This is a genomic window from Corynebacterium sp. CCM 9203 (assembly GCF_041357675.1).
Lineage (GTDB): Bacteria > Actinomycetota > Actinomycetes > Mycobacteriales > Mycobacteriaceae > Corynebacterium.
The window spans coordinates 485,305-511,344 of record NZ_JAUERY010000003.1 but is presented as its reverse complement, the minus strand read 5'-3'; the positions used below and the strand labels follow the sequence as shown (position 1 = coordinate 511,344).

Below are 26,040 nucleotides of genomic sequence, written 5' to 3'. Positions count from 1 at the left end.
CTCACGGGCGGTCGGTGTGCCGCAGGCGATGTCCGATGGTCTTCCTCATAGCGCGGCCGCGCCTCACAATGATCTTGCCGACCCTGCGTGCTGCCGCCGCACCTGCTTCCGCGAGCCTCCGGAACTCGTCACCGTCCGCATCATCGGCATCGTGGGTCTCGTAATCGTCGTACCCCGGGTCGCGCACGGACAGCCCGAGTTTCGACGACGCCCTGCCCACCACCGTATCCAGGTCCGGTGCCCGGTGATGTCCGGATCCGTCAAGAAAACGGGGCTCCGGGCGTCCGTCGACCGCGAAGGCCGTGACGTGGATGTCCGGGCCATCAGATGTGATGTCGAAGCCCAACCAGGCTTGCTGCGCGGCCGGAACCAGGTCAACGGGATGGAACGGAAGGTCAATGCCACCGCCCGTGCCGTCATCGTGCTCACCGGCCCAGAACGGCAGCTCAAAGGGGTCAGGTAGGCCGATGTCCTCATAGAGGCGGTCACGCCGGGCGCAGAGCGAACGCACCACCGTACCGTCATGGAAGTGGGCGAATCCACCGAAGTCGGTCGCAGGATCCATCGCGAAGACGTAGATGTCCTGGGCGGGCAGGGAAGAGAGGAGACGGGGATCGAGGTCGGAGAGTCGATGGATGTCGTCGATGACGGTCTGCACGAGGGTGACACCGGGATATCCCGCGATGTAGTACTCGTCGGTTGACGCCGGAACACTCCGGTTCAGAGCGAACTGACCGATGGGAGTGATGGGCCATGCCGGGTTCAACTGGGCAAGATACTTACGTCCGAAACCACGGTCGGAGCGTGGTTCACTGGCTATGACGGCGGCTGGGTCGGTTGTGTTGACGAACCAGATCGTGATGACGGCGCTGGTGTGGGTCGGATTGTTCACCTGGAGACTCAGTTCTTCGGTCGTTTGGTGTTCGTGCGGACCCCCAGAAGGACATCCTCCCAGTGCGGGGTGATGGCTCTGCGGCGGGGACGTTTGGACTGCTCATCATCGGGATGACGGAGAAAATCCCGGTCACCTCCATCCCCGAGATGGTCCTCGGCATCGTGGCCGGAGTCTCCGGGGGCCGTGTGGGATGAACCGTGCTCCCCGGTCCTGTCATCGTCCTGGGCGGTGTCGGTCCCCGCCCAGACCGGGCTGAGGATACGCTTGGGGCGTCCGAAGTTGGGGTCGAGGAGGGCTGCCGCGACCGAGTTCCGGGCGACCGCGGTGGCATTGCTGACGCCCTGGCGGTGGTAGGACCACTCAGAGGTGGTTCTGGTTTGCCCCTCCAACCAGGTGACCAAAATGACCCACTGGCCACCGGACTCACGGTAGGAGTCCCATTCACTGCTGTCGAGATCGTATCCACGGGCGGCTAGCGCCGTCGCGAGGACCTCCCAGAGGGTGAGTGGTGCGGGCCCGTCGTCTCGGACGGGATGTGCCTGTTTCGCCATGTCGGCGATACGTCCGCGTTCCAGGAGGACCGGGTGTGCGAATGGCTCGATGCGACTCTCCGGGACACCGCATTCTGTGGCCAGTTCGCTGATTTCTGCGCCGCCACGGATTCTCGCCTGGATCTCCTTGGGACTCATGGTGAGCGGTGCAGAGAGCCTGGGGTCTGGTTCCCGCGATGTGCGGGATGCGGCGGGATCCCCGTCGGTATCTGTCGACATGGCAGATTCTGCTGCGGGGGTGGCCGCGTCGCCGGTGATGATGCCGCGGAGTCGATCATCGACCGTGAGGAAGAACTGTTCATCCTCCGCGGTGCCCGACACCGGATCGACGAGGTGGAGCACCAGGGACCCGGGTGTGGATTCCTCGGGTACGATTCTGAGCTCCCGCATACGATCTCCCTGTGTGCTCTGATGGGGCCGGATCTCCCGGGTCCGGGGTCGGCTTTTGCTCCACTCTAACGCACACACCACCGCGGTACCGGTCAGAAGCGCCGGTCGCGGTGGTGTTTTTGTGACGGATGCTCCCCGTACGAAGCCAGGCTGTGGCTGAATCCGGGCTATGCGGTGGCAAGCCCCTCGTCGAGGATGTGATCGATGGACGCGGTGAGTTTCTCAACGTCGGCGGCATCGATTGCGGGGAACATACCTACACGGAGCTGGTTACGGCCGAGCTTGCGGTAAGGCTCCACGTCGACGATCCCGTTCGCCCGCAGAATTTTCGCGATTCGTGCCGCATCGATCGAATCGTCAAAGTCGATGGTGCCGACAACCAGTGACCGGTTCGCGGGATCAGAGACGAAGCACTGTGCCTCGGGGCGGGCATCCGCCCAGCGGTAGAGGACCTGTGAATTAGCGGTGGTTCTTTCGACCATGCCCGGGAGACCGCCAGCCGCGTTCATCCACTGCACCTGGTCATTCATCATCAGGAGGGTACCGACGGCCGGGGTGTTGTAGGTCTGGTTCTTGCGGGAGTTGTCGACGGCCGTCTGCAGGTTGAGGAAGGCGGGGATGAAACGGTCGGAGGAGTTTATCTCGGCGATTCGCTCGATCGCCGCGGGGCTCATTGCCGCGAACCACAACCCGCCATCGGACGCGAAGCACTTCTGTGGGGAGAAGTAGTAGACGTCTGCCTGGTCCATCGAGACCGGGAGCCCGCCCGCACCTGAAGTCGCGTCGATGACGACGAGGGATCCCGCGGAGCCTTCCGGTCGGGTCACTGGAACCATCGCACCCGTGGATGTCTCATTGTGGGCCCAGGCGATCACGTCACATCCCTCGAATGCCTGCGGCTGCGGGGCGGAACCAGGTTCCGCGGCGACGATCGCCGGGTCCGCGAGCCACGGGGCCTTCTTTGCCGCTGCGGCGAATTTTCCGGAGAATTCCCCGAAGGTCAGGTGACCGGAGCGATCACGGATCAATCCGTACGTGGCGGCATCCCAGAAGGCGGTGGCACCACCGAGAGAAAGGACGATCTCGTAGCCTTCCGGAAGGCTGAACAGTTCGGCCAGACCTTCACGGAGGGAGCCGACGACGTCGCGAACAGCGGCCTGCCGGTGGGACGTTCCGACGATTCCGGTGGCGCCGTCGACGATGGCCTGAATCTGAGCGGGACGCACCTTAGACGGACCACAGCCGAAGCGGCCGTCTGCGGGCAACAGGTTCGCGGGAAGGGTGGGGTACTGGTCGGTCATGGCGGTGTCGGGGTCTTCCTCGTTGGGTACTGGGGCTGTGGTCTGGTAGCAGACCGGGTACAGCACAAAACCGTACCCGGATAACTCTAGTCCCCGGGCCTGGTCCGGGGCGCATGGTGGGGGTGTGGCTCGGGCACGTGATGGAGGAAGAGATGCAGGAACCTTCCGGCCCTGCCGGACAGATCGCGGGCAGTGGGGAATGCTCGAACGTCATGTTCTGTTCGCGGACCCTGGAAGACCAAATAGGCGGGGGTAGTAAACCTGTGTCCCGGGCCCCCCGTAGCGGGTGTGTTGGGGTTGAATACTGTGCACTTAACTGTCTGGGTCATCACAATCTTTGCTAGACTGTGCCACACCCCACTGCCGTGTTTTTGGGGGTATGTGTAAAACCATGACGTACCGAGCCTTTGAAAAATGGTGCCGTTGGCCATCTCGGTCCATCCTCTGAAAAGGCTCCTCACCTCATGGAACACTGATAACTTCACAGGGTGTGTCACGTGCCGCTGTTGTCTGTTGCCGCTGTTTCATTAGGGCTACGCGGGGGCGGTGAGTCCTGGCTCTATGTGTTCAGGTCATCTAGCGGGCATGATGTTACGGGTACAACCGGAGTGGATGCCTGTGCGTGACAAACCGTATAGCGTGGAGGTGATTATCCGGATTGTGTTCCGGGCAACACCGCCCGGTGAGGCGTGGCAGTTCAGCGTGGCGCACCATGCTTCGGTGCAATGGCCGTCCCAGAACTGGGATGGTGACACTTGACAAAGCTTGAAAGGTACATTGTGGCAACTGACAACAAGGACAAGGCCGTACTCCACTACCCCGGTGGTGAGTTCGAGATGGACATCATGCGGGCTTCCGAAGGTCAGGACGGCATCGTCCTGGGCAAGATGCTCGCCGAGACCGGACTCGTCACCTATGACCCGGGCTATGTCAGCACCGGTTCCACCGAATCTGCGATCACCTACATCGACGGTGCCGAGGGGATTCTCCGCTACCGTGGTTACGCGATCGAGGACCTTGCGGCGAAAGCCACCTTCAACGAGGTTTCTTATCTGCTTATTCACGGTGAGTTGCCGACGCAGGCGCAGTTGGAGAAGTTTAATGCCGAGATTCGGCACCACACTCTCATCGACGAGGATTTCAAGAGCCAGTTCCGGGTGTTCCCCCGTGATGCTCACCCGATGTCCGTTTTGGCGTCCTCCCTGAACATCCTCTCCACCTACTATCAGGATTCCCTGGATCCGCTGAATGCAGAGCACCGTGACAAGGCCACTGTCCGCCTGATGGCCAAGGTTCCGATGCTGGCTGCGATGGCGCACCGTGCCCGCCACGGGGAACCGTGGATGTATCCGGACAACAAACTCAACGCCCGTGAGAACTTCCTCCGGATGATGTTCGGTTTCCCGACCGAGGATTACGAGGTCGACCCGGTCATGTCCAAGGCCCTCGATCAGTTGCTCATTCTGCATGCCGATCACGAGCAGAACTGCTCCACCTCGACGGTGCGTATGGTCGCTTCCGCGCAGGCGAACATGTTCGTCTCCATTGCTGCGGGCATCAACGCCCTGTCTGGCCCGCTCCATGGTGGCGCTAACCAGGCTGTTCTCGAGATGCTTGATGAGATCAAGGCCAACGGCGGCGACGCGACCGACTTTATGACCAGGGTGAAGAACAAGGAGGCCGGTGTCCGTCTCATGGGCTTCGGTCACCGCGTGTACAAGAATTACGATCCGCGTGCGGCAATCATCAAGTCCACTGCGCACGAGGTGTTGGAGAAGATGGGTGGTGACGAGCTGCTCGATCTCGCCTTGAACCTGGAGGAGATCGCCCTGGCGGACGACTACTTCATTTCCCGCAAGCTCTACCCGAACGTTGACTTCTACACCGGTCTCATCTACCGGGCGATGGGCTTCCCGACGGACTTCTTTACGGTGCTTTTCGCCATGGGCCGTCTTCCGGGCTGGATCGCCCAGTACCGTGAGCTCATCGAGAACCCCGCCTCCAAGATCTATCGCCCGCGTCAGATCTACACGGGTGAGACTCTCCGCGAGTTCGTTCCGCGCCCGCAGCGCTGAATGTATCGCTGATCGAGATGCGGAAGAACCCGCGGTACACCGCGGGTTCTTCCTTGTCGAGGGTCGCCGGTATTTTTTCCTTGAAAGAAAATCGCGTACAGTGGCTCCGTTGTGGTGGCACGCCACCCTCGCCCGGTCGTGAGCGGGGCAACATCGCATACCATCGCCAGTGAACATCACGTCTACAGCCCAAAGGAGCGTTCATGGACAAGCCCACGATCGAAGCACAGACCGGCCCCGCCCCAGAGGACATCGTCATCGTCGACCTCATTGAAGGTGACGGGCCGGCTGCTCAGCCCAATGGACTCGTGGAGGTGCACTACGTCGGCGTCGACTTCGAATCGGGCGAAGAGTTCGACTCTTCCTGGGATCGTGGACAGACCATCGAATTTCCCCTCTCCGGCCTCATCGCAGGCTGGCAGGAGGGTATCCCGGGGATGAAGGTGGGTGGGCGCCGCCAGCTCACCATTCCCCCGGAAGCCGCCTACGGGCCTGCGGGTGGCGGGCATCCGCTCTCCGGCCGGACCCTTGTCTTCGTCATTGACCTGATCAGCGTCGGCTGATGTAGAGCAGCAGATTCCCAACGAGGAAACCACCGCCCAATCGGGGCGGTGGTTTCCTCGCGTCTCAGGTGTCAGTTCCGTTCCACGGCCCACCGCTCGTAGTGTCGGAAGCGGTGTTCGCGCCCGATTGTCTCGGGGGCTGACGCCAATTCGTTGAGCGCCCCGGCAATTGCGTTCAGAACCCGCGAGATGAACGCATCCGGTTCCTCGGCAGCGTCGGGTTCCTCCGGGATGAGTGCATCGACGATACCGGTATCCCGCAGGGCGAAGGCGGAGACCCGCTGCTCCCGCATCATCTCCGGGGCATGGTCCGTATCCCGGTGGATGATCGCCGATGCGCCCTCCGGGGGCAGTGGGGAGAGCCAGGCATGTTCGGCGGCGAGAACCGTATCTGCGGGCAGCATCGCCAGCGCCCCGCCTCCGCAGCCCTGCCCGAGGATCACCGAGACCGTCGGAACGTCTACGTCGACGAGTTCACCGAGGGTCCGCGCGATGGAACCCGCCATGCCCGCTTCCTCGGCTGCGACCGACAACTCAGCCCCCGGGGTGTCGATGACACTGACCAGCGGCAGACCAAGGCCCTGCGCCAGCGCCACACCACGCCGGGCGAAGCGTAGCGACGCCGGGCCGAGTTCCGTCGCCGCGTGCGGCGGCTGGGCGTGCCGGTCCTGCCCGATGAGCACACACGGTTGCCCCTTGATCCGGGTGAGGGCCACGATGACAGCCGGGGAGATCCGACCGTCTCCGGTGCCCGACAGTTGGATGAGGTGATCGGAAAGGCATTCGACGAGATTCCGCAGTCCCGGGCGGTCGGTACGGCGTGTCGCGGTGATCGCATCCCACACGTCTATACGGGGTGTTTCCGGAGATACCATCACGTCGATCGTGTGCACGCCCGTGGTCGGAGTTCGGAGGACATCGACGATCTTCACCACCGATTCCCGCAGTTGGCCCGGGGAGACGACACCGTCGATCACACCTCGGGCGGCGAGGTTCTCGGCCCGTTGCACCCCGTCCGGCATCGGGATGCCGGTGGTGAGCTCGACGACGCGGGGTCCGAGGAAACCGAGCAGTGCGCCGGGTTCCGCGAAGGTGAAATGTCCGGCGGATCCCCAGGACGCCATCACGCCGCCGGTGGTGGGATTACGGAGATACGCGAGGAAGGGGAGTCGGGCGTCCTTGTGCCGGTAGACGGCTGTGGTGATGGACACCATCAATGCGAAGGCGGGGGTTCCCTCCTGCATCCGGGTGCCGCCTGACGCCGGAGAGATCAACAGGGGAAGTCCACTCTCTGTGGCTTTGTGGATTCCGTCGATGATGCGGCGGGCTGTCGCCGCTCCGATGGATCCGCCGAGGAAACCGAACTCACTCAGGACGAATGCCACCCGGGTACCGCTCACTGTCCCTTCGCCGGTGATCACCGCTTCATCGACGCCGGACCTTTCCCGGGCGCGTTCGAGAGTCTCCCGATACCCGTCACTGATGTTCCCGTACACGGGTGGGTTGTCCCAGGATATGAAGGAACCGGGATCGAGAACCTGATCGATGAGATCGCGGGAGGTGGTGTTCGTCATGGCTGTCACTGTAACCACGGTGAGCCGCCAGCCGGGGCGATCCGGTACAGGTCAGCCCCGCTGCGCTCGGTGCAGTGCCTTCAGCCAGCCCACGGGGGAGCCGGTGTGCAGAATCGACGAGCGGTAGATCCGGGCGGCGAGCAAGATGATCACGGCAGTGGACAGGGTGAGGATCGCCGCGGCGCCCAGGACGCCTCCGACCCCGACATTGCCGACCGCGTACTGCAACGGGATCGTCGAGGATGAGAACGGTGGCACCCAGGCGGCGGTGCGCATAAAGGTCGAATCCACCTGAGACAGACCGAAGAACGGCAGATACATCACTCCCATGAGAAGCAGAATCACCGGTGTCTGCACGCCCTGGAAGTCCTCCATCCTGGACACCAGCGAGCCGGCCGCCGCATAGAGCACCGAGAAGAAGAGATACCCGAGGATGTAGAACAGTAGCAGGACAGGCAGAACCGTGAGATCTATCTCGACGTCGAAACGCTCGCCGATCCCGGTGAACCCGATTCCCGCAGCCGCGACCGCGAACAGGGCGGCGACGAACACCAATCCAACTCCACCGACTCCGATGATCTTGCCCCACAGGAGATCGAGCGGCCGGACAGTGGAAACCATGAGTTCGACGACGCGAGAGGACTTTTCCTCGATGACCGCAGAACCGATGGTGATGGCGAACATCATTACCGACATGACCAGTACACCGATGCCTATCAGCGTGATCATGACGGTTCCTGCGATCCGCGGATCACCGAAGGCACCACCGCCCGATTCGTCGCCCACGTGGACTGCGGACACGGTTCCGGTTGCGGTGATAGCGGAGAGCTGTGCACTGCTGATCCCGATCTCGGCGAGCAATTCGTCCTGTGCGATCGTGCTCTGTGCGGCCCGGAGTGCGGTGAGGATGTCTGTGTCACCGGAGGATTCGGTGACCAGCTCCCAACCCGCCCCGGATTCCGCAGGACGGTAGATGGCATCGACGTCCCCGTCGGAGAGTGCTTCCAGTGCGGCAGCCTGATCCGGGTAGGCGATCGATTCGATGATCGGACTGTCCCCACTGTCCCGGGTCACGGCCGCGAGTGCTGCAGGTTCTGTTTCGATGTAACCGATGACCTGTGGTGCGCTCTCCTTCGAACCCTGCCAAGCGCCCCAGCCGAGACCACCAAGGACGGCGACGAGCATGATGACGAGGGTCACCCAGACGGATTTCCGAGTGAGGACGGCGCGTGCCTCACGGGCGGCGATCAGCCGGATCGCCGCAGTCGAAGAATAGGTGTCGGTCGGGTGGCTCATGGTTTGACTACTTCCTGGAAAAGATCGGACAGGTCGGGACGGCGACGGGTGAAATGGTGAACCGGACCGGCGGCCATCGCGGCGCGCAGGATGTCCTGGTCAGTGGTCGGGCATCCGGGATCGAGGGTGAGTAGTGTCACGGTGTCGCCACCGCTGACTGCGGTGGCCCCGGGTACCGCCCGCCACCAGTCCCCGGGGGTACCGACATGTACCTCGTAAGTGTCCTCACCGGTGTCCCGGAGCTCGTCGACGGTGCCTTCCGCGCGCATCTGGCCAGCGGCGATGATCCCGACGCGGTGGCAGAGACGTTGGACGAGGTCGAGCTGGTGCGAGGAGAACAGGACCGGGACCCCCGCCTGCGCCCGCTCGACGAGGATGTCGCTCATCACGTTCACCGCCACGGGGTCGAGGCCCGAGAACGGTTCATCCAGGACGAGGACATCCGGGTCGTGGACGAGGGCGGCGGCCAGCTGCACGCGCTGCTGGTTTCCGAGGGAGAGTGACTCGAGCTGGTCGTCGGCTCGGCCGCTGAGCCCGAGCTGCTCAAGGAGGTCGGTGGTGCGGTTCTCGGCTGAGCGCTTGTCGACACCATGCAACCGTGCCAGGTAGATCATCTGTGCGCCGATCTTCTCCTTCGGGTACAGTCCCCGTTCCTCCGGCATGTAACCGATGCGGCGGCGGGAGGATTCGGTGAGCGGTTCGTCGCCGAGCCGGACCTCGCCGGAGTCGGCTGCGATGACCCCGAGTGCGATACGCATGGTGGTCGACTTGCCGGCCCCGTTGGATCCGACGAAGCCGTAAATCTCGCCGGGGTGCACGGTGAAACTCATGCCGTCGAGTGCCGTGAGATCGCCGTATCTCTTGGATATCCCGTCGATGACGAGCGGGGATGGTGAGCGTGTCATGGTTTTCTTCCTTACTGGTTTTCAGTCCGCGTCGGGGAACAGCAGATCGGGGTCGGTGGGGTCGGGTAAGGTCCACGCGAGGACGAGTCCGGGGATGGCGCCGATCAGACCGATGATGAGGAACATCGTCATGCCGGTCGTGTACGTCAGGTCGTACAGATCGCGCATCGCCCACCCTTTGTCCAGCGCCCAGACCGATCCGAAGGTGATGATTCCGGCGTAGACCAGACCGATCATGTAGTAGAAGTGGGTTGTCGTGGCGCGTAGTCGGAGCTGTCTCTCCAGCTCGTATTCGTCGAGGAACTCCGGCGGCGCCATGTCCTCCAGTCGGATCAGCGTGCGGATCATGGACCAGATGGCACAGGACGCCAGACACAGGGCCGCGGTCATGGCGAGCAGGGTCGCCTGTTCACGGAGTACCGCCGCGACGCTGAGTGTCACCCCGGTGAGGTAGACCCCGCAGAACAGGAGAACCAGGACCCGCCGGTGGCGGAGATTCCGCCACCGGTGGAACCGAGAGTCCAGGACGTCCCGTCGACGTTCGAAACTGTCCAGACGGTGCTGCCGGTAGCGGGTCCTCGGGGAGGGAGTGTGGCCGGTCATGCTTCCTCCGTGTCCGGTGTGGTCCACGCGGTCACGAGGTTCGGCCAGGCCAGGGAAAACAGGACCCCCAGGAGGAGGAACGCGGTGGTGGCCCGGATCAGATCCACCGAACCGGATTCCGCGGAGATCCCGATGACCAGCGCACAGACTCCGGCACAGGCTGACAGCATCCACAGAGCCTGCTCACGACGGTGTGACCTCTGTGCGTGCTCGTATTCGTCCAGTTCGCGGGACCGGTCGTTCATTCCGGTTGCCGTGCCGAGTCGGTTGGATAGTACAGCGAGAAGGACGCAGATGGCGGCGAACAGGTAGACGGGCACCACGCCAGTGCTGATTCCGATCCCGACCAGGGCCGCGACGGCGGTGACTGCGGTGAAGCCCCCGACGAGAAGACGACGCCTACTCAGGGAGACGGTCGGTGCGATTATGCGGGGTGTGGTCACTGTCGTGTTCCTTTCCGTGTGCTCACCGTGTCACTGGTGTGGGGTAGAGGTCGTGGGACATGGGGCTGAACTCCTCGCGGGAGAACACTGCCTCGACCGGTAGTCGGAAGGTTTCGGCGATGCGCATCGCCAGGTCGAGGCTGGGGTAGTGGTCTCCGCGTTCGAGCGCTCCGACGGTCTGTGGATTGACCTCGATGACCGCCGCGAGATCGGCACGTGACATCCCGTGCTCCGTGCGCAGAACCTTGACGCGGTTGTAGATTGGGCGCGTCGGCTTTTTCGATGGGGACATAAAATAAAGTGTTGTATAAACACAATGAATTGTCAATATTCTACTGTGTAACGTTGGATGGCGTGGATGCCGGCCGACTGCCCCCGTGCTCGCGTACCTCGTGCGCGTCTCCGGCCATGGGTGTTCAATGGGGGCCATGACTGAGAAGACCTTTCCCACGACCGTGACCCTGAACGACGGCAATGAGATACCGCAGCTCGGATTCGGCGTTTACAAGCTCAAGGACGATGACTGTGTCAGGGCGGTCCGGCACGCCATCGATGTGGGCTACCGGCACATCGACACCGCCGCCATTTACGGCAACGAGGAACAGGTCGGCAACGCCATTCGTGACGCTGTCGCCGCCGGTGATGTCACCCGTGAAGAGTTGTTCATCACCACCAAGGTGTGGAACGACCGTCACGGGGCGGATGAAACGGCCCGCGCCTTCCAGGAGTCACTGTCGCGGCTCGGCCTTGATTACGTCGACTGCTATCTCGTCCACTGGCCCTGTCCTCGGCAGGGGCTTGCGGTGGACACCTTCCGGGAGATGGCGAAGATCCAGGGGCTCGGGGGTATCCGGTCGATCGGTGTCTCGAACTTCTACGCCGAAACCCTTGACGAAATCATCTCCGCCACTGGGATTACCCCGGTGCTCAACCAGATTGAACTGCATCCCGGTTTCTCCCAACCGGAACTTCGTGGAGTCAACCGGGAACGGGGAATCGCCACCGAAGCGTGGTCCCCGATCGGTCGGGGGAGAGGGCTCGATCATCCGGTGATCACGCGGATCGCGGCGGAACAGGACAGAACTCCGGCACAGGTCATGTTGCGCTGGCACCTCCAACTGGGCAACATCGTCATCCCGAAGTCCGCGAACCCGAAGCGTATCAGTGAGAACTTCGATATCTTCGACTTCCACCTTGCTGAACGTGATGTTGAGAGCATCACCGCGCTGGATGATTCCGCCATTGCGGGACGTATCGGCCCTGATCCGCTGGTGTTCCCCGAAGACTGAGCAGCCGGTCGGCCGGTCGGCCAACTGTAGAGGAACCGGGATGAGATCTCCGGCGAACCGGCCTCCCGGTATGGGTGTCACCAGTAGGTGGTTTGGCTTCGCGGGAGCGGGAAGGTATGTGCGGTTGGTTTGCTGTAGATCGGATCGGCTACTGGCCCGCTTACCTTTCCATGGTGGCGCTCCACATCGTTGTGTCGTGCTCTGTGAATGGTGTCGGTTGCGGTACCCGGGGTTAGAGTTGGCGCCATGAACATGGATCCCACGGCGTCCGCCGTTGCAACCACTGGCTATATCACGGGCCCCGGGGGGCTCGATTCCGCGTCCGTTAGGGAACGGGTGCAGGCCGGTCTGATCAATCATGCGGTCCGTCGAACGGGACGACGTGTCTCCGACATCATCCGAAGCAACGTTTTCACACGCATCAACGCCATTCTCGGTGTGTTGCTGGTGATCGTCCTGTCCACCGGGTCGGTCATCAACGCGGCCTTCGGTCTCCTCATCATCGCGAACTCATCCATCGGCATCATCCAGGAGCTCCGGGCGAAGCGAACCCTGGACAAACTGACGATTCTCGGAGAGTCTCAACCACGGGTCATCCGGGACGGAGTGGCCACCGAAATCGTCAGGGATGAGATCGTTCTCGATGACCTCATCGACATCGGCCCCGGCGATCAGATCGTCGTGGACGGGTATGTGCGTTCTGCTGAGAGTCTGGAAGTCGATGAATCGATGCTCACCGGAGAATCCGATGCAGTGGGTAAGTCCGAGGGTGATCCCATCCGTTCGGGGTCCTTTGTCACCTCCGGCTCCGGAACCTTCCAGGCCACCGCCATTGGAGGTGACTCCTATCAGGCGAAGCTGATTGCCGAAGCTGGTCGCTTCACGCTGACTGACTCACAACTCATGGATGGCATCAACCAGATTTTGAGGATGATCACCTGGTTGCTGATTCCCACCGGAATTCTCACCGTGTGGACCCAGCTCGGACGGACTGGCGCGCCCTGGAAGGAGGCCGTGCTCTCGATGGTCGCCGCCCTTGTCCCGATGGTGCCGGAGGGTCTCGTGCTGATGACCTCCATTGCTTTCGCCGTGGGAGTTGTGCGTCTGGGGCAGAGAAAGGCACTGGTTAACGAGCTGCCGGCCATTGAGGGCCTTGCCCGGGTGAACATCGTCTGCGCCGACAAGACGGGAACGTTGACGGAGAACCGGATGGAACTCGATGACATCGTGATGATTGATGGTGGTGACGGAACTGATGAGGCGCGGAGGGTCCTCGCCTCCATCGCTGCATCGGACAATCACCGTAATGACACGATGGAAGCCATCGCGGAAGGCGTCTCCACGGAAACGGTCTCCGAGGTGGTTTCGACGGTATCCTTCGACTCGGCGCGAAAGTGGTCGGGAGCCTCCCTCGAAGGGCTGGGGGATTGGGTGCTCGGAGCGCCGGATGTTCTCGCGGTTGATGGTTCCGATGCGCTCACCGCCGCAGCGCCGTACACGGATCAGGGGTTGCGGGTCCTGTTGCTCTGCCGGGCCACGGAACTCGGCGCGGTTGAGGCGTCCCCGGCTTCTCCGGGGTGCTCTTCACTGACTCCGTGTGCGCTGGTGGTGTTGCGGCAGAAGGTCCGGGATGATGCTGGGGAGACACTCGATTACTTCGCCCGTGAAGGGGTCGAGGTCAAGGTGATCTCGGGAGACAATGCCGTATCCGTTGGTGCTGTTGCCGCGTCACTGGGACTGGAGGGCAAGGTGGTTGATGCCCGGAACCTGCCGGCCGCTGACGACCCGGATTTCGTCCGTCAGGTCTCCGAAGGGACGGTGTTCGGCCGCGTGACCCCGGAGCAGAAGCGGGACATGGTGGGGGCGTTGCAGTCTGCGGGAGACACCGTCGCGATGACCGGTGACGGTGTCAACGATGTGCTGGCGTTGAAGGATGCCTCAATCGGGGTCGCGATGGGTTCAGGTTCGCCGGCCACCAGGTCTGTGGCGCAGGTTGTTCTCCTGGACAACCGTTTCGCCACACTGCCCCACGTTGTGGCGGAGGGACGTCGGGTGATCGGAAACATTGAACGGGTGGCCAATCTGTTTCTCACGAAGACCATTTACTCTATCGTCCTGGCGTTGGTGGTCGGACTTTTCGGCATCACCTTCCCATTCCAGCCGATCCACGTCACGATGATCGGCTGGTTCACCATCGGTATACCGGCTTTCGTGCTCTCGCTCGCACCGAATCACGAGAGAGCCCGATCTGGTTTCGTGTCCCGGGTACTGCGGCTCGCATTGCCCTCGGGGCTGTTGATCGGCGTGTTCACCGTTGTGTTCTGGATTCTGGTGAATCCGGGGGCACAGGCCCCTGAACCGATGATCCGACAGGCGGGGACGGCCACTCTCACGGTGACCCTCGTCATGGCGCTCTGGGTGCTTGCCGTGGTTGCCCGCCCCTATCAGTGGTGGCGGATCGCGTTGATCGTCGGGGCAGCCGTGGCGTATGTCACGATCTTTGCCATCGCTCCGCTGGCGCATCTGCTGCTTCTCGATACCTCGAATCACCAGCTTCTGCTTCACGCGTTGGCTGTCGGCGGTGTAGGGGCCTCGTTGATTGAGGTGGCATGGTGGATCGGCCAGCGGCGGGCGGGGATGGCTCCGCGGGTCTTCGCGTTCAGGGAATGAGGTGACTGCTCCGGGGGGGGGGGCGTTCCTTAGAGTCACAGGAAGAGGGGGCTTCGCAAACTTAACAACGTCCGAACACTCGCGCGACGGGGGGTTGTGGTCAGAAAAAGAAACAGATGGTCAGGTCTGTTTATGGGGGTGGTGTGAAGAATGCTAAAGCGGTAATTCAGGTGTTTAGCTTTCACATTGCAACGTGAGCTAGGTAACTTCACATCTACACCTTGTCTTGTGATGGCGTGCACATTGATGCCCGATGGATCTGATCCGTCACTGTCACCGGCCCTCCGGCAGGGGTGTGCGAAGTGGAGGGGTGGCGGCTCACACTGTGAGTGCCGCTCCACCGCAGCAGTTACTCCGTCAGACTGACTAACAGAAAGCGAGATGATCCTCACATGAGTGCAGATTCGTCCGCCCCGGCGCGGCGCCGTGAACCCGGCCCCGCAGAGTTCCGGGAGATGCAGAAGGACCCTGAATTCCTAGACCTCAAGAAGACATTCCGTGGATTCGCCTTCCCCATGAGCATCGCGTTCTTCCTCTGGTACATGTTCTACGTCCTCCTCGCGGTGTACGCGAAGGACTGGATGAGCACTCCGGTGTTCGGCAACGTCAACTGGGGCGTGATCATGGGACTACTGCAGTTCGTGACCACCTTCGCCATCACCTGGATCTACATCAACTTCGCCAACAAGAAGATCGAGCCCAAGGCGGCCGCGATCCGTGAGAGAATGGAAGGCTGATCACCCTCATGAATAATCTCACCACGTACTCCGCTCAGGAAGTGGGCGCGCAGGCCGGTAATCCGATCCTGAACATCGCAGTCTTCATCCTGTTCATCGTCGTCACCATGGGCGTCGTCATCAAGGTGGGCAAGTCCACCAGCGAGGCATCTGACTTCTACACCGGTGGCGCGAAGTTCTCCGGTAAGCAGAACGGTCTGGCCATCGCGGGTGACTACCTTTCAGCGGCTTCCTTCCTCGGTATCGTCGGCGCCGTCGCACTCGCGGGATATGACGGCTTCCTCTATTCCATCGGCTTCTTCGTGGCCTGGCTGGTCGCACTACTGCTCGTTGCCGAGCCGCTCCGTAACACCGGTAAGTTCACAATGGCCGACGTGCTGTCGTTCCGGTTGAAGCAGAAGCCCGTCCGTATGGCGGCTGCACTGGGCACGCTCTTCGTTTCGCTCTTCTACCTCATCGCGCAGATGGCCGGTGCGGGTTCCCTTGTCGCCGTGCTGCTCAACGTCCACGAGGAGTCCAAGCAGGCACTCGTGGTTGTCGTGGTCGGCGTCATCATGATTGCTTACGTGCTGCTCGGGGGCATGAAGGGCACGACCTACGTCCAGATGATCAAGGCAGTCCTCCTCGTCGGCGGGGTGGGTATCATGACCGCGCTGATTTTCATCAAGGTCGGATCCTTCCCTCACCTGCTTGATGCGGCCGTGCAGAAGCACGCCGAGTCCGACTATCTCGCAGGCAAGGGCTACGATGCCCACGCGATCCTGGAGCCGGGCCTGAAGTTCGGCAAGGACAACATCACCAAGATTGACTTCATCTCCCTCGGCCTGACACTCGTGCTCGGTACTGCAGGTCTCCCGCACGTCCTGATGCGCTTCTACACGGTTCCGACGGCGCGCGAAGCCCGTCGCTCCGTCACCTGGGCGATCGTCCTCATCGGTGCCTTCTACCTCATGACCCTCATGCTCGGTTACGCGGCTGCCGCGCTCGTCGGACCGGACCGTATCCTCGGCGCCCCCGGTGGCCAGAATGCCGCTGCGCCGCTACTCGCACTGGAACTCGGCGGTTCGATCTTCATGGCGGCCATCTCCGCTGTCGCCTTCGCCACTGTTCTCGCGGTCGTCGCAGGCCTAGCGATCACGGCGTCCGCATCCGTTGCGCACGACATTTACCACTCGATCATCCGTAACGGTGAGTCCACCGAAGCTGAGCAGGTCCGGGTTTCCCGAATCACGGTGGTTGTGATCGGTGTCATCGCGATTGTCCTCGGTATCCTGGCGATGAGCCAGAACGTCGCCTTCCTCGTTGCCCTGGCCTTCGCCATCGCAGCCTCGGCGAACCTGCCGACCATCCTGTACTCGCTGTACTGGAAGAAGTTCAACACCACCGGTGCCCTGTGCTCCATGTACACCGGCCTCATCCTGGCACTGGTGCTCATCGTGTTCTCCCCGGCTGTGTCCGGTGATCCGAGCGCGATGATCCCCAATTCGGACTGGGCGTGGTTCCCTCTGCGTAACCCGGGTCTCGTCTCCATTCCGGCGGCGTTCCTCGCAGGCTACCTCGGCACGATCTTCGGTAAGCCGGACAACCTGGACGACCTCCAGGCGGAAATGGAGGTCCGCTCGCTGACTGGTGTCGGTGTGGAAGCCGCGGTCGATCACTAGTTAATTTCGTCCCCACTTCGCATGCTGCTCGGTCGCCCGAGACGGCGGGTGACCGAAAAACAACGCCACCACTGCGCGAGAACACAACGGCGGCCCCGTCCACCTGAACCCGAGAAGTTGGGGGGTGGAGGGGGCCGCCGGTATCGTGTCTGACATGGTTGATCGTCCCGCCGGATCCGTGAGCGATCCGGGTGGATGGAGCAACCGACAGCGACGAATCGGGCGCATGGTGCCGGTATTCGTCGCTGTCGGTTGTCTCTTTTCCCTACCGTTTTTCCCTGCTGATGGCCCTGGGGTGGATTCAGATGCGGCAAACAGATCCACTACTGTCGTGGGGCGGGAAAGCTCCAACGTTAAGCTCTCCCGGGAAGATCTCGGTGGCTTCACCGAAAACGCGACAGGTTCGCAGGTGTCATTCACCCGGCTCTCAGACGGTTGGCACACGGGTACTGCTACGGAGCGGTACGCCCGACCGGCGCTCAGCCTGATCAAGCTCTACATCGCAGATTATGTCCTCCGATACGGTAATCCCGCGGACAAGCTCGACGCAGTGGAGATGATCCGGTCTTCCGATGACTACCTCGCGGATGAACTCTGGGAACGGTACCCGCGGGCCATAGATGTGACAGCAAGGGACTATGGCCTGTTGTCGACCAGATCCGACGAGCAATGGGGATACAGCGTCACCTCCACCTATGATGTCGTCTCCTTTATCCGGCAAAAGTTGGAGAATGACCGGATGTCGCCCATCCTGACTGCGATGAGCCAATCCGACGAGATCGCCGCTGATGGTTATCCGCAGGACTTCGGGACGGCGGTGTTGCCCGGTGCGACGGGGACGAAGTGGGGGTGGTCGAACGACTACTCCCTGCATTCATCCGTGACCTTCGGAGATGATTTCGTCGCGGCGGCGGCCGTGGCCGGATCCGCTGAGGATCTCACTGCACTGGTGGAGAGACAGTTGTATGCCCTTGCCCGTAACGGGGCCAAAAACTCTGCGGGAAGTTCCGGGCACCGGTTGTCGGCAACGGAGCTGTCGACGACACCGGACTCCTAGGTGCCCTTGCAGTGGCTTATCATGGGGGATCGCCATGGGTACGGCAATCGTTCCCGTGTGGGTTTATCCTCCAGGAAATGAAGGTAGATGTTGAGTTCCACCGCTGTACTCGCTTCCGGGGCTTCCGTGGCGCCCGGTGTCATCGTCTCGATGATGTGGATAGCCATCGCGGCTCTCGCTTCACCGTTGTTGTCGTTCATCACGGGGAAACGGGTTCCCGGCGTCGTCTTCATGCTTCTCCTGGGGGTGGTCATCGGGCCGGAGGTACTCGATCTCGCCCATCTGGATGGCTCGAATGCGCTGCTCCGGGAACTCGGTCTCGGTATGCTGTTCCTGCTCGCGGGCTGGGAGATCGACCCCGAAGTGATGAAGGGGCGGCAAGGGCGTCGGGCGACCGGAACCTGGCTGCTCAGTCTGGGACTCGCCGTCTGTGCGGCGCTGCTCCTGTTCGGTACGGCTGATCTACTGCGCAGTATTGTGCTTGCCATCGCGGTGTCATCCACGGCCATGGGGACGTTGCTTCCGGTGATCAAGAATTCCGGACGTGCGGATTCTCCCGTGGGGCGTGGTGTCCTCGTTCACGGTGCTGTGGGGGAACTCGGACCGGTGTTCGCGATGGCGCTGCTGCTCTCCACGAGAAACACGTCTCTTACCCTGGTCATCCTCGCTCTCTTCATGGGGGGAGCGATGATGGTGGCGTTCGTTCCGAGGACCGTCTCCAGGCTGGTCCCGTGGGTCGGTCACGCGGTGCGAGATGGTGCGAGCCACACGAGTCAGACCGTGATGCGCATGGTCATCGTATTGTTGACGACGTTGATGGCGATGGCTGCGGTCTTTGAGCTCGATGTCGTTCTCGGGGCGTTCGCCGCAGGTATCATTCTCCGGGCGTTGGTTCCGGTCCGGGCACGTAAGACGGTGGAGGCACGTCTTGACGTCATGGGGTACGGCCTGCTGATACCGGTGTTCTTCATCACTTCCGGCATGTCGATCAACGTACGGGAGGTACTGCATTCTCCGTGGGCGGTTATCGTCGGGATCTCAGTCATCTACATCGCCCGAGGCCTGCCGATTCTTCTGGCGGAGTGCTTCACTGACACCGGCTCGGAAATCCGGGGATTCCGGGATCAGGTGGAACTCTCGCTCTATTCCGCGACCGGGCTCCCGATCATCGTGGCGGTCACGGAGATCGCCGTCGACCGCGGGCTGCTCGGGGAAGGTCACGCGTCGGTGATGGTTGCGACAGGCGCCGCGACGGTACTGCTGTTCCCGATGCTCGCCGCAAACGTGCACTCGTATATTCCCGCACCCGATGGTTCGGATGATGAAGAGGTGCGACGCAGGACGGAGAGTGAGGTGGTGGCGGAAGCGGCCGAATACCGGAGTGAAACCTCCGCCTCCACCGGGCGTCCCACCGTGAACTCGAAACCACGGCCGAAGAGCAGTACGGTTTCCGACGATGAGATCACCATCGACTCAGAGCTGGATTGAGGTTTCTCCGTGGGATCAGCCTGACAGTCCGTTCAGGTGATTCAGGAGCTGGCTGAGAGCCTTCAACGGATCTTCTGGTGCGGGAGACAACGGGGCGGGAAACTCAGCCGGGCCAGGCACCCCGGTGCCGGGGAACGTGGCCTTCCACTGGCCCCAGTCGGGGGAGTAGACATCATTCACGTCTACCTCGACACCGGAGATCCACGCTGTCCGCTTCGCCCGCTGGTGCAGGTCCGCCCGGGGGTGGAGTCTTCCCCCGGAACCCCAGTCGTGCTGCCAGAAGAACTCACCGAGCTGGTCGGCCAGTGCCCAGGCGATCACGTTGTAGTTGCCGTACACCGCCAGCCGGAGTCCTGCGGCCTCAAGAGCAGTCTTGAACGCTGTGAGGTAGGGACGGATCTGATTGTTGTACTGGGTGCGGGTCGGATTGTCGTCGATGGCGACGTAGATCGGACGCCCCATGGGGCCACCCGCCGCAGCATGCAGTGCGATCGCATGGGGCGCGTGGACTGCGGCACCAGCGGCACCTCGGAGCCAGTCGGCGGTATCGGCGCGCCCGAACTGGTAGACGCTGGCGGTATTGAGCCCGACGGCGTTGAACGCGAGGGTCTCCGCGGCGGTGACGGGTTTGCCCAGCATCCAGTTCTCCGCGCCCGGACGGCGTTGTGAGACGTATCGGACCGCTCCGAGGTGGCCGGCTGCGGCGATGGCGCGGGCATCGGGTACGCCTGCGGCGTAATCGAGTACGGTGCCGAGTACCGGCCGGGTTGCGTGTGCCCGTGGCAGAACTCCGGCGGTAGTCGCGATGGAACCACCTGCGATGGCGAGAGCGGCGGCTTTGAGAAGCACGCGACGTTGAACGATGGGCTGCTGCGGCGTCATTGTTGTCTTCCTGTGGAGATGCGGCAGACCCCGGCGGCAACAGGGGTCACATGCGTAACAGTAGCAACATTTCCGTGGCTTCAGTGACGTCTGTCCACCGGGTCAGGGCTGCACATCGCCAACGACGTCCCTGAGAAACCCTGAAACTGCGGCATGGAACTCCTCCGGATCATCTCGCCGGACACTGTGTCGCGCCCCGGGAACGAGAGCGGTTCGGAGATGACGATTCCCCAGATGCGAGACCTCACGTAAACCCTCCGGTCCGAACAGGCAGTCGCGGTCGCCCGTGACCAGAAGTGTCGGAACCTTGAGCGCAGACAACACCAGACCTCGCGGTTCACCACTGTCCACGGTAGCCATCCGCAGGAAAGCTTCCCGTGCCCTGGCCTGGGAGAACAGCCATCCCGCGGAATCCGTCACCGACCATCCCGGGAAGACCTGCCGGAGCTCCCCCAGCACTACCTCCGGTTCGGAACATGCCCGTTCAGAGCTTCTGATCCGGGGTTCAGCAGTCGCCGCGAATCGTGCACGCTGTTCCACCGTAAACAACGCCGGATCCTCGAGAATCAGAGCGGCGACGAGTTCAGGATGATGACGGGCAACCGCGGCAGCCGTAGCTCCGCCCATTGAATGCCCGTGCAAAACCACCGGACGTCGCCGAGTGTCTCGTGATATCTCCTCTTTAACCAGATTCAGTGCATCTTCGAGGAGGGTGTCGAATGGGTGTAGGAGCTGTTTCGCGCTGAAATCTGGAGACATGCCATGGCCTCGGGCATCGGGGAGTATCACTCGGAAATCAGACGACATCCTGTGCCCGAGATCAGAATTGGCGACACTGCTGTCGGTGATCCCGTGAAAGCTGATGAATGTCCGGGCATTATTCCTGGAGGGGAGCGTGTACCTGGCGAGGGGGGAAGAGGGCATGGTGTTTCCTTCTGCGGTTGGGGACAGTAATACGATATTTCCCTGGCGTCTGACATACCTTCTCGCCGCGTCCGGACTGAGACAGTTACCGACTGAACATGAAAAAACACCCCACAAACCGGCTTCAGCACAGTTCGCGGGGTGTTCTTCGTGGTGCCCCAGAGAGGAATCGAACCTCCGACACCGGCTTTAGGAGAGCCGTGCTCTATCCACTGAGCTACTAGGGCCTGTTCCGATCACACTACCGGACCGTGCAAGATTAACCCATCCTGGGTCTGTGACGGAAACCAGCCCACTGATGGGCGTCGGGGGTGGTTGAAACGGGTAAAACAAAGGCAATACCGTGACCTTCGTGTCAATGACCGCGGAAGGAACATAGGCTGTCGGTAATACCTGCGAGGTAAAGGAAACTCCGCCCCTAAATAAAGGAAGGTGCTTCATGTTCCCGAAGAAACCACTTTTCACCGATGTCCGCCGCGTCCCGGTCGTCGCCAACATAGTCAGTGGAGAACGCGGCCCGGTGCTCTCGCTCGACAAGGTTGAGGAAGACGGTACCCTGACCAGTCTCCTGCTCCTGAACGTCTACGATGCAAAGCAGCTCTCTGAGGCCTGTACGAAGTACCTTGGAGAGTCGTTCATCGCGAACTTCGAGGGCTTCACCTCCGGGTTGTCGGTGAAAGATCATCAGGAGATCCACGGCGACGACTGATTGCCGCTTTCCGCCGGTAGTATCGGGCATCGACAGGTTGTTCCCACCGGACCCGGAAGGGGAGGTAGCCCAAGATGCGGACACTGCTGGTCATTGGCATCGGGGCTGGAGATCCCACGCACCTTACGCTCGGTGCGATCGATGCACTCCGCTCGTCCGACGCGGTCATCGCGATTGACAAGGGAGAACAGAAAGCTGATCTCCTGCGCGCCCGTCGAAGGATCGTTGAGACTCATGCGCCTAATGTGCCCGTGGTCACGGTCCCTGATGCTGTCCGTGACCGGAACCCGGCTGATTACCATGCAGAGGTCCGTCGTTGGCATCACGAAAGGGCAGGCATCCTCTCCGATGCAATTATCCGCGCCAGTGGTCCGGACGGTGCCGTCGCGTTCCTTGTCTGGGGTGACCCGTCACTCTACGACTCGACGCTCCGGATCATCGAGCGCATGCGGGAGGAAGCGGGTCTTGATTGTGCTGTGCAGGTGATCCCCGGAATCACCGCGCTTCAGGCCCTAACCGCCGCGCACGCCATCACCGCCAACCGCGTCGGTGAGTCGATTCACGTCACCACCGGACGCCTGCTTCCGTATACCGCAGCAGCGGCCCGCCGGAACTGTTTTGTCATGCTCGACAGCGGGGCCGCCTGGAACGAGGTGTTCGGGTCCGGCACATACATCTACTGGGGTGCGTACCTTGGGACACCGGACCAGATTCTCCGCTCCGGATATGTCGAGAACATCGGTGATGAGATCGCCGCCCTGAAATACACCCTCCGGGAACGTCATGGATGGATCATGGACACCTATCTACTCCGGGAACTCGATGGTGAATGAGAACTCCTGAAGACCACCGGTTGGTGGGTTCTCCGGGCACAGGTAGGTTGTGACTTTGGTGTGAAGTCCGTTCCCGGAGCACAGGATGCCGATGGATCGGGAAACGAAAGAGAGGTGACGTCCGGGTGCCTGCATCACGGAAGAAGCAGAAGGTGCCGTTCAGTCCGTGGATCACTGTTGTGTGGATACTTGCGGCCGTCTGGGCGATTTTCGCGGTGTTCGCCTATCGTGTTGAAGGTCATGCGCTGACCTGGGGTTTTGGAGTCAGCGCGTTTCTCAGTGTCATGACCGCCGCCGGTGTGACGATGATCTCCGAGCTACGCTCGTTAGCAGGCCTGGCGTGCCCAGTTGCGCTGATCCTCTCCGGGGTAGTGGCCGCGACATTCACCTGGTGGTTCATTTTCGAGCTATTCATCGGCGTTCCTTGGCTGGTCATCGTCCTGCTCAGGTTCTCGGCTCCCCGTCGTACGGGACGAGGGCTGCATCTCTGGCGTGGCGGCGACGAGTAAAAGCCCGTCCATGAAAGCGGCCCCGGACACACAGGATGTCGGGGCGGCGGTTTTCCATGGGGTTGGGGTGAGAGATCAGCCCTGCAGCTCCTCCAGCTTACGACGTACATCCGAAGCCGGGGGGTTCGTGGCATGCGTCCCATCGGAGTATTTCACGGTAGGGACGATACGATTACCGTCGTTCACCGACTCGACCCATGCGGCAGCCTCGACGTCATCGTCGACGTTGATTGCGGTGAATGGTGTCTCCGTACTGTTGAGCGCCTTCACCAGACGCTTGCAGTAGGGGCACCAGTCGGTCAGGAACACTGTGATGTGATTGTCGCTCATACCGGCTTCAACGCCAAGACCTGACCGGGTTATTCCACCGGGGTACGGAGATATGTCCGGATCCGGAAACGGAGTGGCCCCTCCGGCTGAGCTACTGCAGCGGTGCCGGCCAGCCGTCCCTTCTCCGATTCCAACCAGTCCGTCTCATCCGTGCACGTGAACGCTTCACCGAGTTCCGGGGCGAGGACCGCGACTGGTCCCAGCACATCGCGCAGCTCGGCGTCGATGAGCGTCACCCGAACCTCGTCGACCCTCGGGAGGGTATCGGCGTAGACACGCCCACCGCCCATGATCCACACGTCTTCCGGAGCCTGCGACAGGTCGCTGATGACCCGGGCGCCGCGTGACCAGGCGCCGGGGCATCCCGATGCCAGCACATAGTTCTCCCGCCCCGGAAGTGGGCGGAACCGCTCCGGAATCGTCTCCCAGGTCCTCCGCCCCATCAGAACAGGAGATCCGAGTGTCATCCTCCTGAAATACGCCAGATCCTCCGGAATGTGCCACGGCATGTCCGTACCATCGCCGATGACCCCGTCGACGGACTGAGCCCAGATTGCCCGGTAGCCCATGCCTCAGACCGCCACCTTCCCGCGTATCACCGGGTGCGGATCATACCCGGTGATGGAGATGTCATCGAAGGTGTAGTCGAACATCGAGGACGCCTTGCGTAACTGGAGCTGCGGGTAGGGGCGCGCCTCGCGGGACAGTTGCAGTTCAACCTGTTCCCGATGGTTGTCGTAAACATGGCAGTCTCCGCCCGTCCAAATGAACTCACCGACCTCAAGATCAGCCTGCTGCGCGAACATGTGCGTGAGGAGTGCGTAGGAGGCGATGTTGAACGGCACTCCGAGGAACATGTCGGCACTACGCTGGTAAAGCTGGCAGGACAGTCGCCCGTCTGCGACATACATCTGGAACAGCAGATGACACGGGGGGAGTGCCATCTGGTCGAGCTCCGAGACATTCCACGCGGAGACGATCATTCGGCGGGAATCCGGGTCGTTCCGTAACTGGTCGATTACCTGGGAGATCTGGTCGATGTGGTGGCCGTCCGGTGTCGGCCAACTGCGCCACTGCACCCCATAGATAGGCCCGAGTTCACCTTCAGAGGACGCCCACTCGTCCCAGATCCTGATACCGTGCTCTTTCAGGAATCCGATGTTCGACTCACCCCGCAGGAACCACAGCAGCTCACCGACGATCCCCTTCATGTACACCTTCTTCGTGGTGATCAAAGGAAAGGACTCGGTGAGTTCGAACCGCATCTGGCGGCCAAACAGGCTGGTGGTTCCCGTGCCTGTACGGTCGTTTTTGTGGTTTCCTTCACGCATGATCTGCGCGAGAAGATCCTCGTAGGGGGTGGGGATTGCGGTGGCGCTCATGGCGTCCAGACTAACGGAACACAGCCCCTCAGTCTGATCGACGGGGCTGTGTTCCGGAAAAGGGTGGGGACTAGGTGTAGGAGCCGTGTTCCTCCAGGAACTCCGCGGCGGCCGCAAGGATCTGATCCGCGAGATCCTTGCGGCAGATCAACAGATCCGGGAGGTACGTGTCCTTGTTGTTGTAGGTCAGCTCGCTACCGTCCAACCGGGAGCAGTGCAGTCCAGCGGCCTGACACACTCCGACGGGCGCAGCGGAATCCCACTCGTACTGGCCTCCCGCATGGACGTAGGCGTCGGCATCACCGAGGAGAACATGCATCGCCTTCGCTCCTGCGGAGCCCATGTCCATCGGCTCGAAACCAAGTTTTTCCGCGACGTGGAAGGCCACCTTCGGGGGACGGTTGTGGGACATGACGATCTTCCGGGCGAATGGGCCGTTCACTGCGCGGGCGTCATGGGAACTGAAAACTACACCCAGGTCGGGTAGAGCGACAGCAGCGGACAGGGGCCTTCCGTTTTCAACGAGAGCGATGTGCACGGCCCAGTCCTGGCGGCCGGTTGCGAACTCGCGGGTGCCGTCGAGAGGATCGATGATCCAGACACGGTCCTTGCCGAGGCGCGCCGGATTGTCGGCGGCTTCCTCACTGAGTACGCCGTCATCCGGGCGGTGCTGCTCCAATACCCGGGAGATCCAGCTCTGGGCCAGCTCATCACCGGCGTCACCGAGGCCACGACCCCGCAACGCCCCGACATCACGTACCCCTTTCAGGATGTCGCCGGTTCCCTGGGCAAGTCGAGTGGTGAGGATGGCATCATCAATGTTCGCGGTCATGGTCCCCACTCTAGTTGTTGGAACGGGCATCTGCTGGGGGCATGCAGGGTCATACCGGTCACACGGTCGGGCATGTTCGGAAACCGGCCGACTCATCCTAGGTGGAGATCCCGTCGATACGAACATTTGATTGAATGGGAA

The 26,040-nt window shown here is 61.9% G+C and carries 26 protein-coding genes and 1 tRNA gene; 11 read left to right on the top strand and 16 right to left on the bottom strand.

All coding sequences use genetic code 11. The features are described from left to right. Nucleotide 1: 1 nt before the first annotated feature. From QWU44_RS08995 to serC, 3 genes are all read right to left on the bottom strand, one after another. Complete coding sequence (locus tag QWU44_RS08995; RefSeq protein WP_370915335.1) at nucleotides 2-892, bottom strand: hypothetical protein; 891 nt, start codon at nucleotides 890-892, stop codon at nucleotides 2-4. Between the two features lie 8 nt (nucleotides 893-900). Next, on the bottom strand, nucleotides 901-1,836 hold the full coding sequence (gene sepH / locus QWU44_RS08990) for a septation protein SepH (protein WP_370915334.1): 936 nt from the start codon (nucleotides 1,834-1,836) through the stop codon (nucleotides 901-903). Between the two features lie 167 nt (nucleotides 1,837-2,003). Continuing rightward, on the bottom strand, nucleotides 2,004-3,137 hold the full coding sequence (gene serC, locus QWU44_RS08985; RefSeq protein WP_370915371.1) for a phosphoserine transaminase: 1,134 nt from the start codon (nucleotides 3,135-3,137) through the stop codon (nucleotides 2,004-2,006). A gap of 779 nt (nucleotides 3,138-3,916) precedes the next feature. Here serC and QWU44_RS08980 point away from each other — a divergent pair. After that, nucleotides 3,917-5,212, top strand: a complete 1,296-nt coding sequence (locus tag QWU44_RS08980; RefSeq protein WP_370915333.1) for a citrate synthase — start codon at nucleotides 3,917-3,919, stop codon at nucleotides 5,210-5,212. Nucleotides 5,213-5,415: 203 nt separating this feature from the next. Further along, on the top strand, nucleotides 5,416-5,775 hold the full coding sequence (gene fkpA, locus QWU44_RS08975) for an FKBP-type peptidyl-prolyl cis-trans isomerase FkpA (protein WP_370915332.1): 360 nt from the start codon (nucleotides 5,416-5,418) through the stop codon (nucleotides 5,773-5,775). Between the two features lie 71 nt (nucleotides 5,776-5,846). On the opposite strand, the gene QWU44_RS08970 is transcribed toward fkpA, so the two are convergent. Genes QWU44_RS08970 through QWU44_RS08945 form a run of 6 tightly spaced genes read right to left on the bottom strand, consistent with a single transcriptional unit; the run spans nucleotide 5,847 to nucleotide 10,888 of the window. Beyond that, the gene (locus tag QWU44_RS08970) at nucleotides 5,847-7,349 is read right to left on the bottom strand and encodes a carboxyl transferase domain-containing protein (RefSeq protein WP_370915331.1); all 1,503 of its coding nucleotides are present in this window, start codon (nucleotides 7,347-7,349) and stop codon (nucleotides 5,847-5,849) included. Nucleotides 7,350-7,400: 51 nt separating this feature from the next. Beyond that, the gene (locus tag QWU44_RS08965) at nucleotides 7,401-8,645 is read right to left on the bottom strand and encodes an ABC transporter permease (protein WP_370915330.1); all 1,245 of its coding nucleotides are present in this window, start codon (nucleotides 8,643-8,645) and stop codon (nucleotides 7,401-7,403) included. Next, entirely contained in the window at nucleotides 8,642-9,550 is a 909-nt protein-coding gene (locus QWU44_RS08960; protein ID WP_370915329.1) for an ABC transporter ATP-binding protein, read from the bottom strand. The genes QWU44_RS08965 and QWU44_RS08960 overlap by 4 nt, the downstream gene beginning before the upstream one ends. Nucleotides 9,551-9,571: 21 nt before the next feature. Further along, a complete protein-coding gene (locus QWU44_RS08955; protein WP_370915328.1) occupies nucleotides 9,572-10,153 on the bottom strand; it encodes a hypothetical protein in 582 nt (193 codons plus the stop codon). Beyond that, nucleotides 10,150-10,596, bottom strand: a complete 447-nt coding sequence (locus QWU44_RS08950) for a hypothetical protein (protein ID WP_370915327.1) — start codon at nucleotides 10,594-10,596, stop codon at nucleotides 10,150-10,152. Before QWU44_RS08950 ends, QWU44_RS08955 begins: the two co-directional genes overlap by 4 nt. 22 nt (nucleotides 10,597-10,618) lie before the next feature. Further along, nucleotides 10,619-10,888, bottom strand: coding sequence for a helix-turn-helix transcriptional regulator (locus QWU44_RS08945; protein WP_370915326.1), 270 nt, complete (start codon nucleotides 10,886-10,888; stop codon nucleotides 10,619-10,621). Nucleotides 10,889-11,024: 136 nt separating this feature from the next. Between QWU44_RS08945 and QWU44_RS08940 the strand changes: the two genes are divergently transcribed. From QWU44_RS08940 to QWU44_RS08915, 6 genes are all read left to right on the top strand, one after another. Beyond that, a complete protein-coding gene (locus QWU44_RS08940; RefSeq protein ID WP_370915325.1) occupies nucleotides 11,025-11,885 on the top strand; it encodes an aldo/keto reductase in 861 nt (286 codons plus the stop codon). A gap of 246 nt (nucleotides 11,886-12,131) precedes the next feature. Beyond that, complete coding sequence (locus tag QWU44_RS08935; RefSeq protein WP_370915324.1) at nucleotides 12,132-14,555, top strand: HAD-IC family P-type ATPase; 2,424 nt, start codon at nucleotides 12,132-12,134, stop codon at nucleotides 14,553-14,555. A gap of 392 nt (nucleotides 14,556-14,947) precedes the next feature. Beyond that, nucleotides 14,948-15,292 carry a DUF485 domain-containing protein gene (locus QWU44_RS08930; protein ID WP_370915323.1) on the top strand — a complete coding sequence of 115 codons (345 nt, stop codon included), beginning with the start codon at nucleotides 14,948-14,950 and terminating at the stop codon, nucleotides 15,290-15,292. Nucleotides 15,293-15,300: 8 nt separating this feature from the next. Beyond that, nucleotides 15,301-16,953, top strand: coding sequence for a cation acetate symporter (locus QWU44_RS08925; protein WP_370915322.1), 1,653 nt, complete (start codon nucleotides 15,301-15,303; stop codon nucleotides 16,951-16,953). 154 nt (nucleotides 16,954-17,107) lie between these two features. Next, a complete protein-coding gene (locus QWU44_RS08920) occupies nucleotides 17,108-18,010 on the top strand; it encodes a hypothetical protein (RefSeq protein WP_370915321.1) in 903 nt (300 codons plus the stop codon). Between the two features lie 87 nt (nucleotides 18,011-18,097). Further along, nucleotides 18,098-19,498, top strand: a complete 1,401-nt coding sequence (locus QWU44_RS08915; protein WP_370915320.1) for a cation:proton antiporter — start codon at nucleotides 18,098-18,100, stop codon at nucleotides 19,496-19,498. Between the two features lie 15 nt (nucleotides 19,499-19,513). On the opposite strand, the gene QWU44_RS08910 is transcribed toward QWU44_RS08915, so the two are convergent. The 3 genes from QWU44_RS08910 to QWU44_RS08900 form a co-directional block, all read right to left on the bottom strand. Next, on the bottom strand, nucleotides 19,514-20,380 hold the full coding sequence (locus QWU44_RS08910) for a DUF1906 domain-containing protein (RefSeq protein WP_370915319.1): 867 nt from the start codon (nucleotides 20,378-20,380) through the stop codon (nucleotides 19,514-19,516). 102 nt (nucleotides 20,381-20,482) lie between these two features. Continuing rightward, nucleotides 20,483-21,304, bottom strand: a complete 822-nt coding sequence (locus tag QWU44_RS08905) for an alpha/beta fold hydrolase (protein ID WP_370915318.1) — start codon at nucleotides 21,302-21,304, stop codon at nucleotides 20,483-20,485. Between the two features lie 151 nt (nucleotides 21,305-21,455). Next, a tRNA-Arg gene (locus tag QWU44_RS08900) sits at nucleotides 21,456-21,531 on the bottom strand. 212 nt (nucleotides 21,532-21,743) lie between these two features. Between QWU44_RS08900 and QWU44_RS08895 the strand changes: the two genes are divergently transcribed. The 3 genes from QWU44_RS08895 (at nucleotide 21,744) to QWU44_RS08885 (ending at nucleotide 23,355) form a co-directional block, all read left to right on the top strand. Next, complete coding sequence (locus QWU44_RS08895) at nucleotides 21,744-22,013, top strand: hypothetical protein (protein WP_370915317.1); 270 nt, start codon at nucleotides 21,744-21,746, stop codon at nucleotides 22,011-22,013. Nucleotides 22,014-22,087: 74 nt separating this feature from the next. After that, entirely contained in the window at nucleotides 22,088-22,846 is a 759-nt protein-coding gene (gene cobF, locus QWU44_RS08890) for a precorrin-6A synthase (deacetylating) (RefSeq protein WP_370915316.1), read from the top strand. 125 nt (nucleotides 22,847-22,971) lie between these two features. Beyond that, the gene (locus QWU44_RS08885; RefSeq protein ID WP_370915315.1) at nucleotides 22,972-23,355 is read left to right on the top strand and encodes a hypothetical protein; all 384 of its coding nucleotides are present in this window, start codon (nucleotides 22,972-22,974) and stop codon (nucleotides 23,353-23,355) included. A gap of 75 nt (nucleotides 23,356-23,430) precedes the next feature. Here the strand turns inward: QWU44_RS08885 and QWU44_RS08880 are convergent, their stop codons facing one another. The 4 genes from QWU44_RS08880 to QWU44_RS08865 all read right to left on the bottom strand — a co-directional run bounded on the left by QWU44_RS08880 (nucleotide 23,431) and on the right by QWU44_RS08865 (nucleotide 25,899). Beyond that, entirely contained in the window at nucleotides 23,431-23,685 is a 255-nt protein-coding gene (locus tag QWU44_RS08880; protein WP_370915314.1) for a mycoredoxin, read from the bottom strand. Nucleotides 23,686-23,714: 29 nt separating this feature from the next. Continuing rightward, nucleotides 23,715-24,254, bottom strand: a complete 540-nt coding sequence (locus tag QWU44_RS08875; RefSeq protein WP_370915313.1) for a dihydrofolate reductase — start codon at nucleotides 24,252-24,254, stop codon at nucleotides 23,715-23,717. Nucleotides 24,255-24,257: 3 nt separating this feature from the next. Then, entirely contained in the window at nucleotides 24,258-25,067 is an 810-nt protein-coding gene (locus QWU44_RS08870; protein WP_370915312.1) for a thymidylate synthase, read from the bottom strand. Between the two features lie 70 nt (nucleotides 25,068-25,137). Then, nucleotides 25,138-25,899, bottom strand: a complete 762-nt coding sequence (locus QWU44_RS08865; RefSeq protein ID WP_370915311.1) for a 3'(2'),5'-bisphosphate nucleotidase CysQ — start codon at nucleotides 25,897-25,899, stop codon at nucleotides 25,138-25,140. Nucleotides 25,900-26,040: the final 141 nt, after the last annotated feature.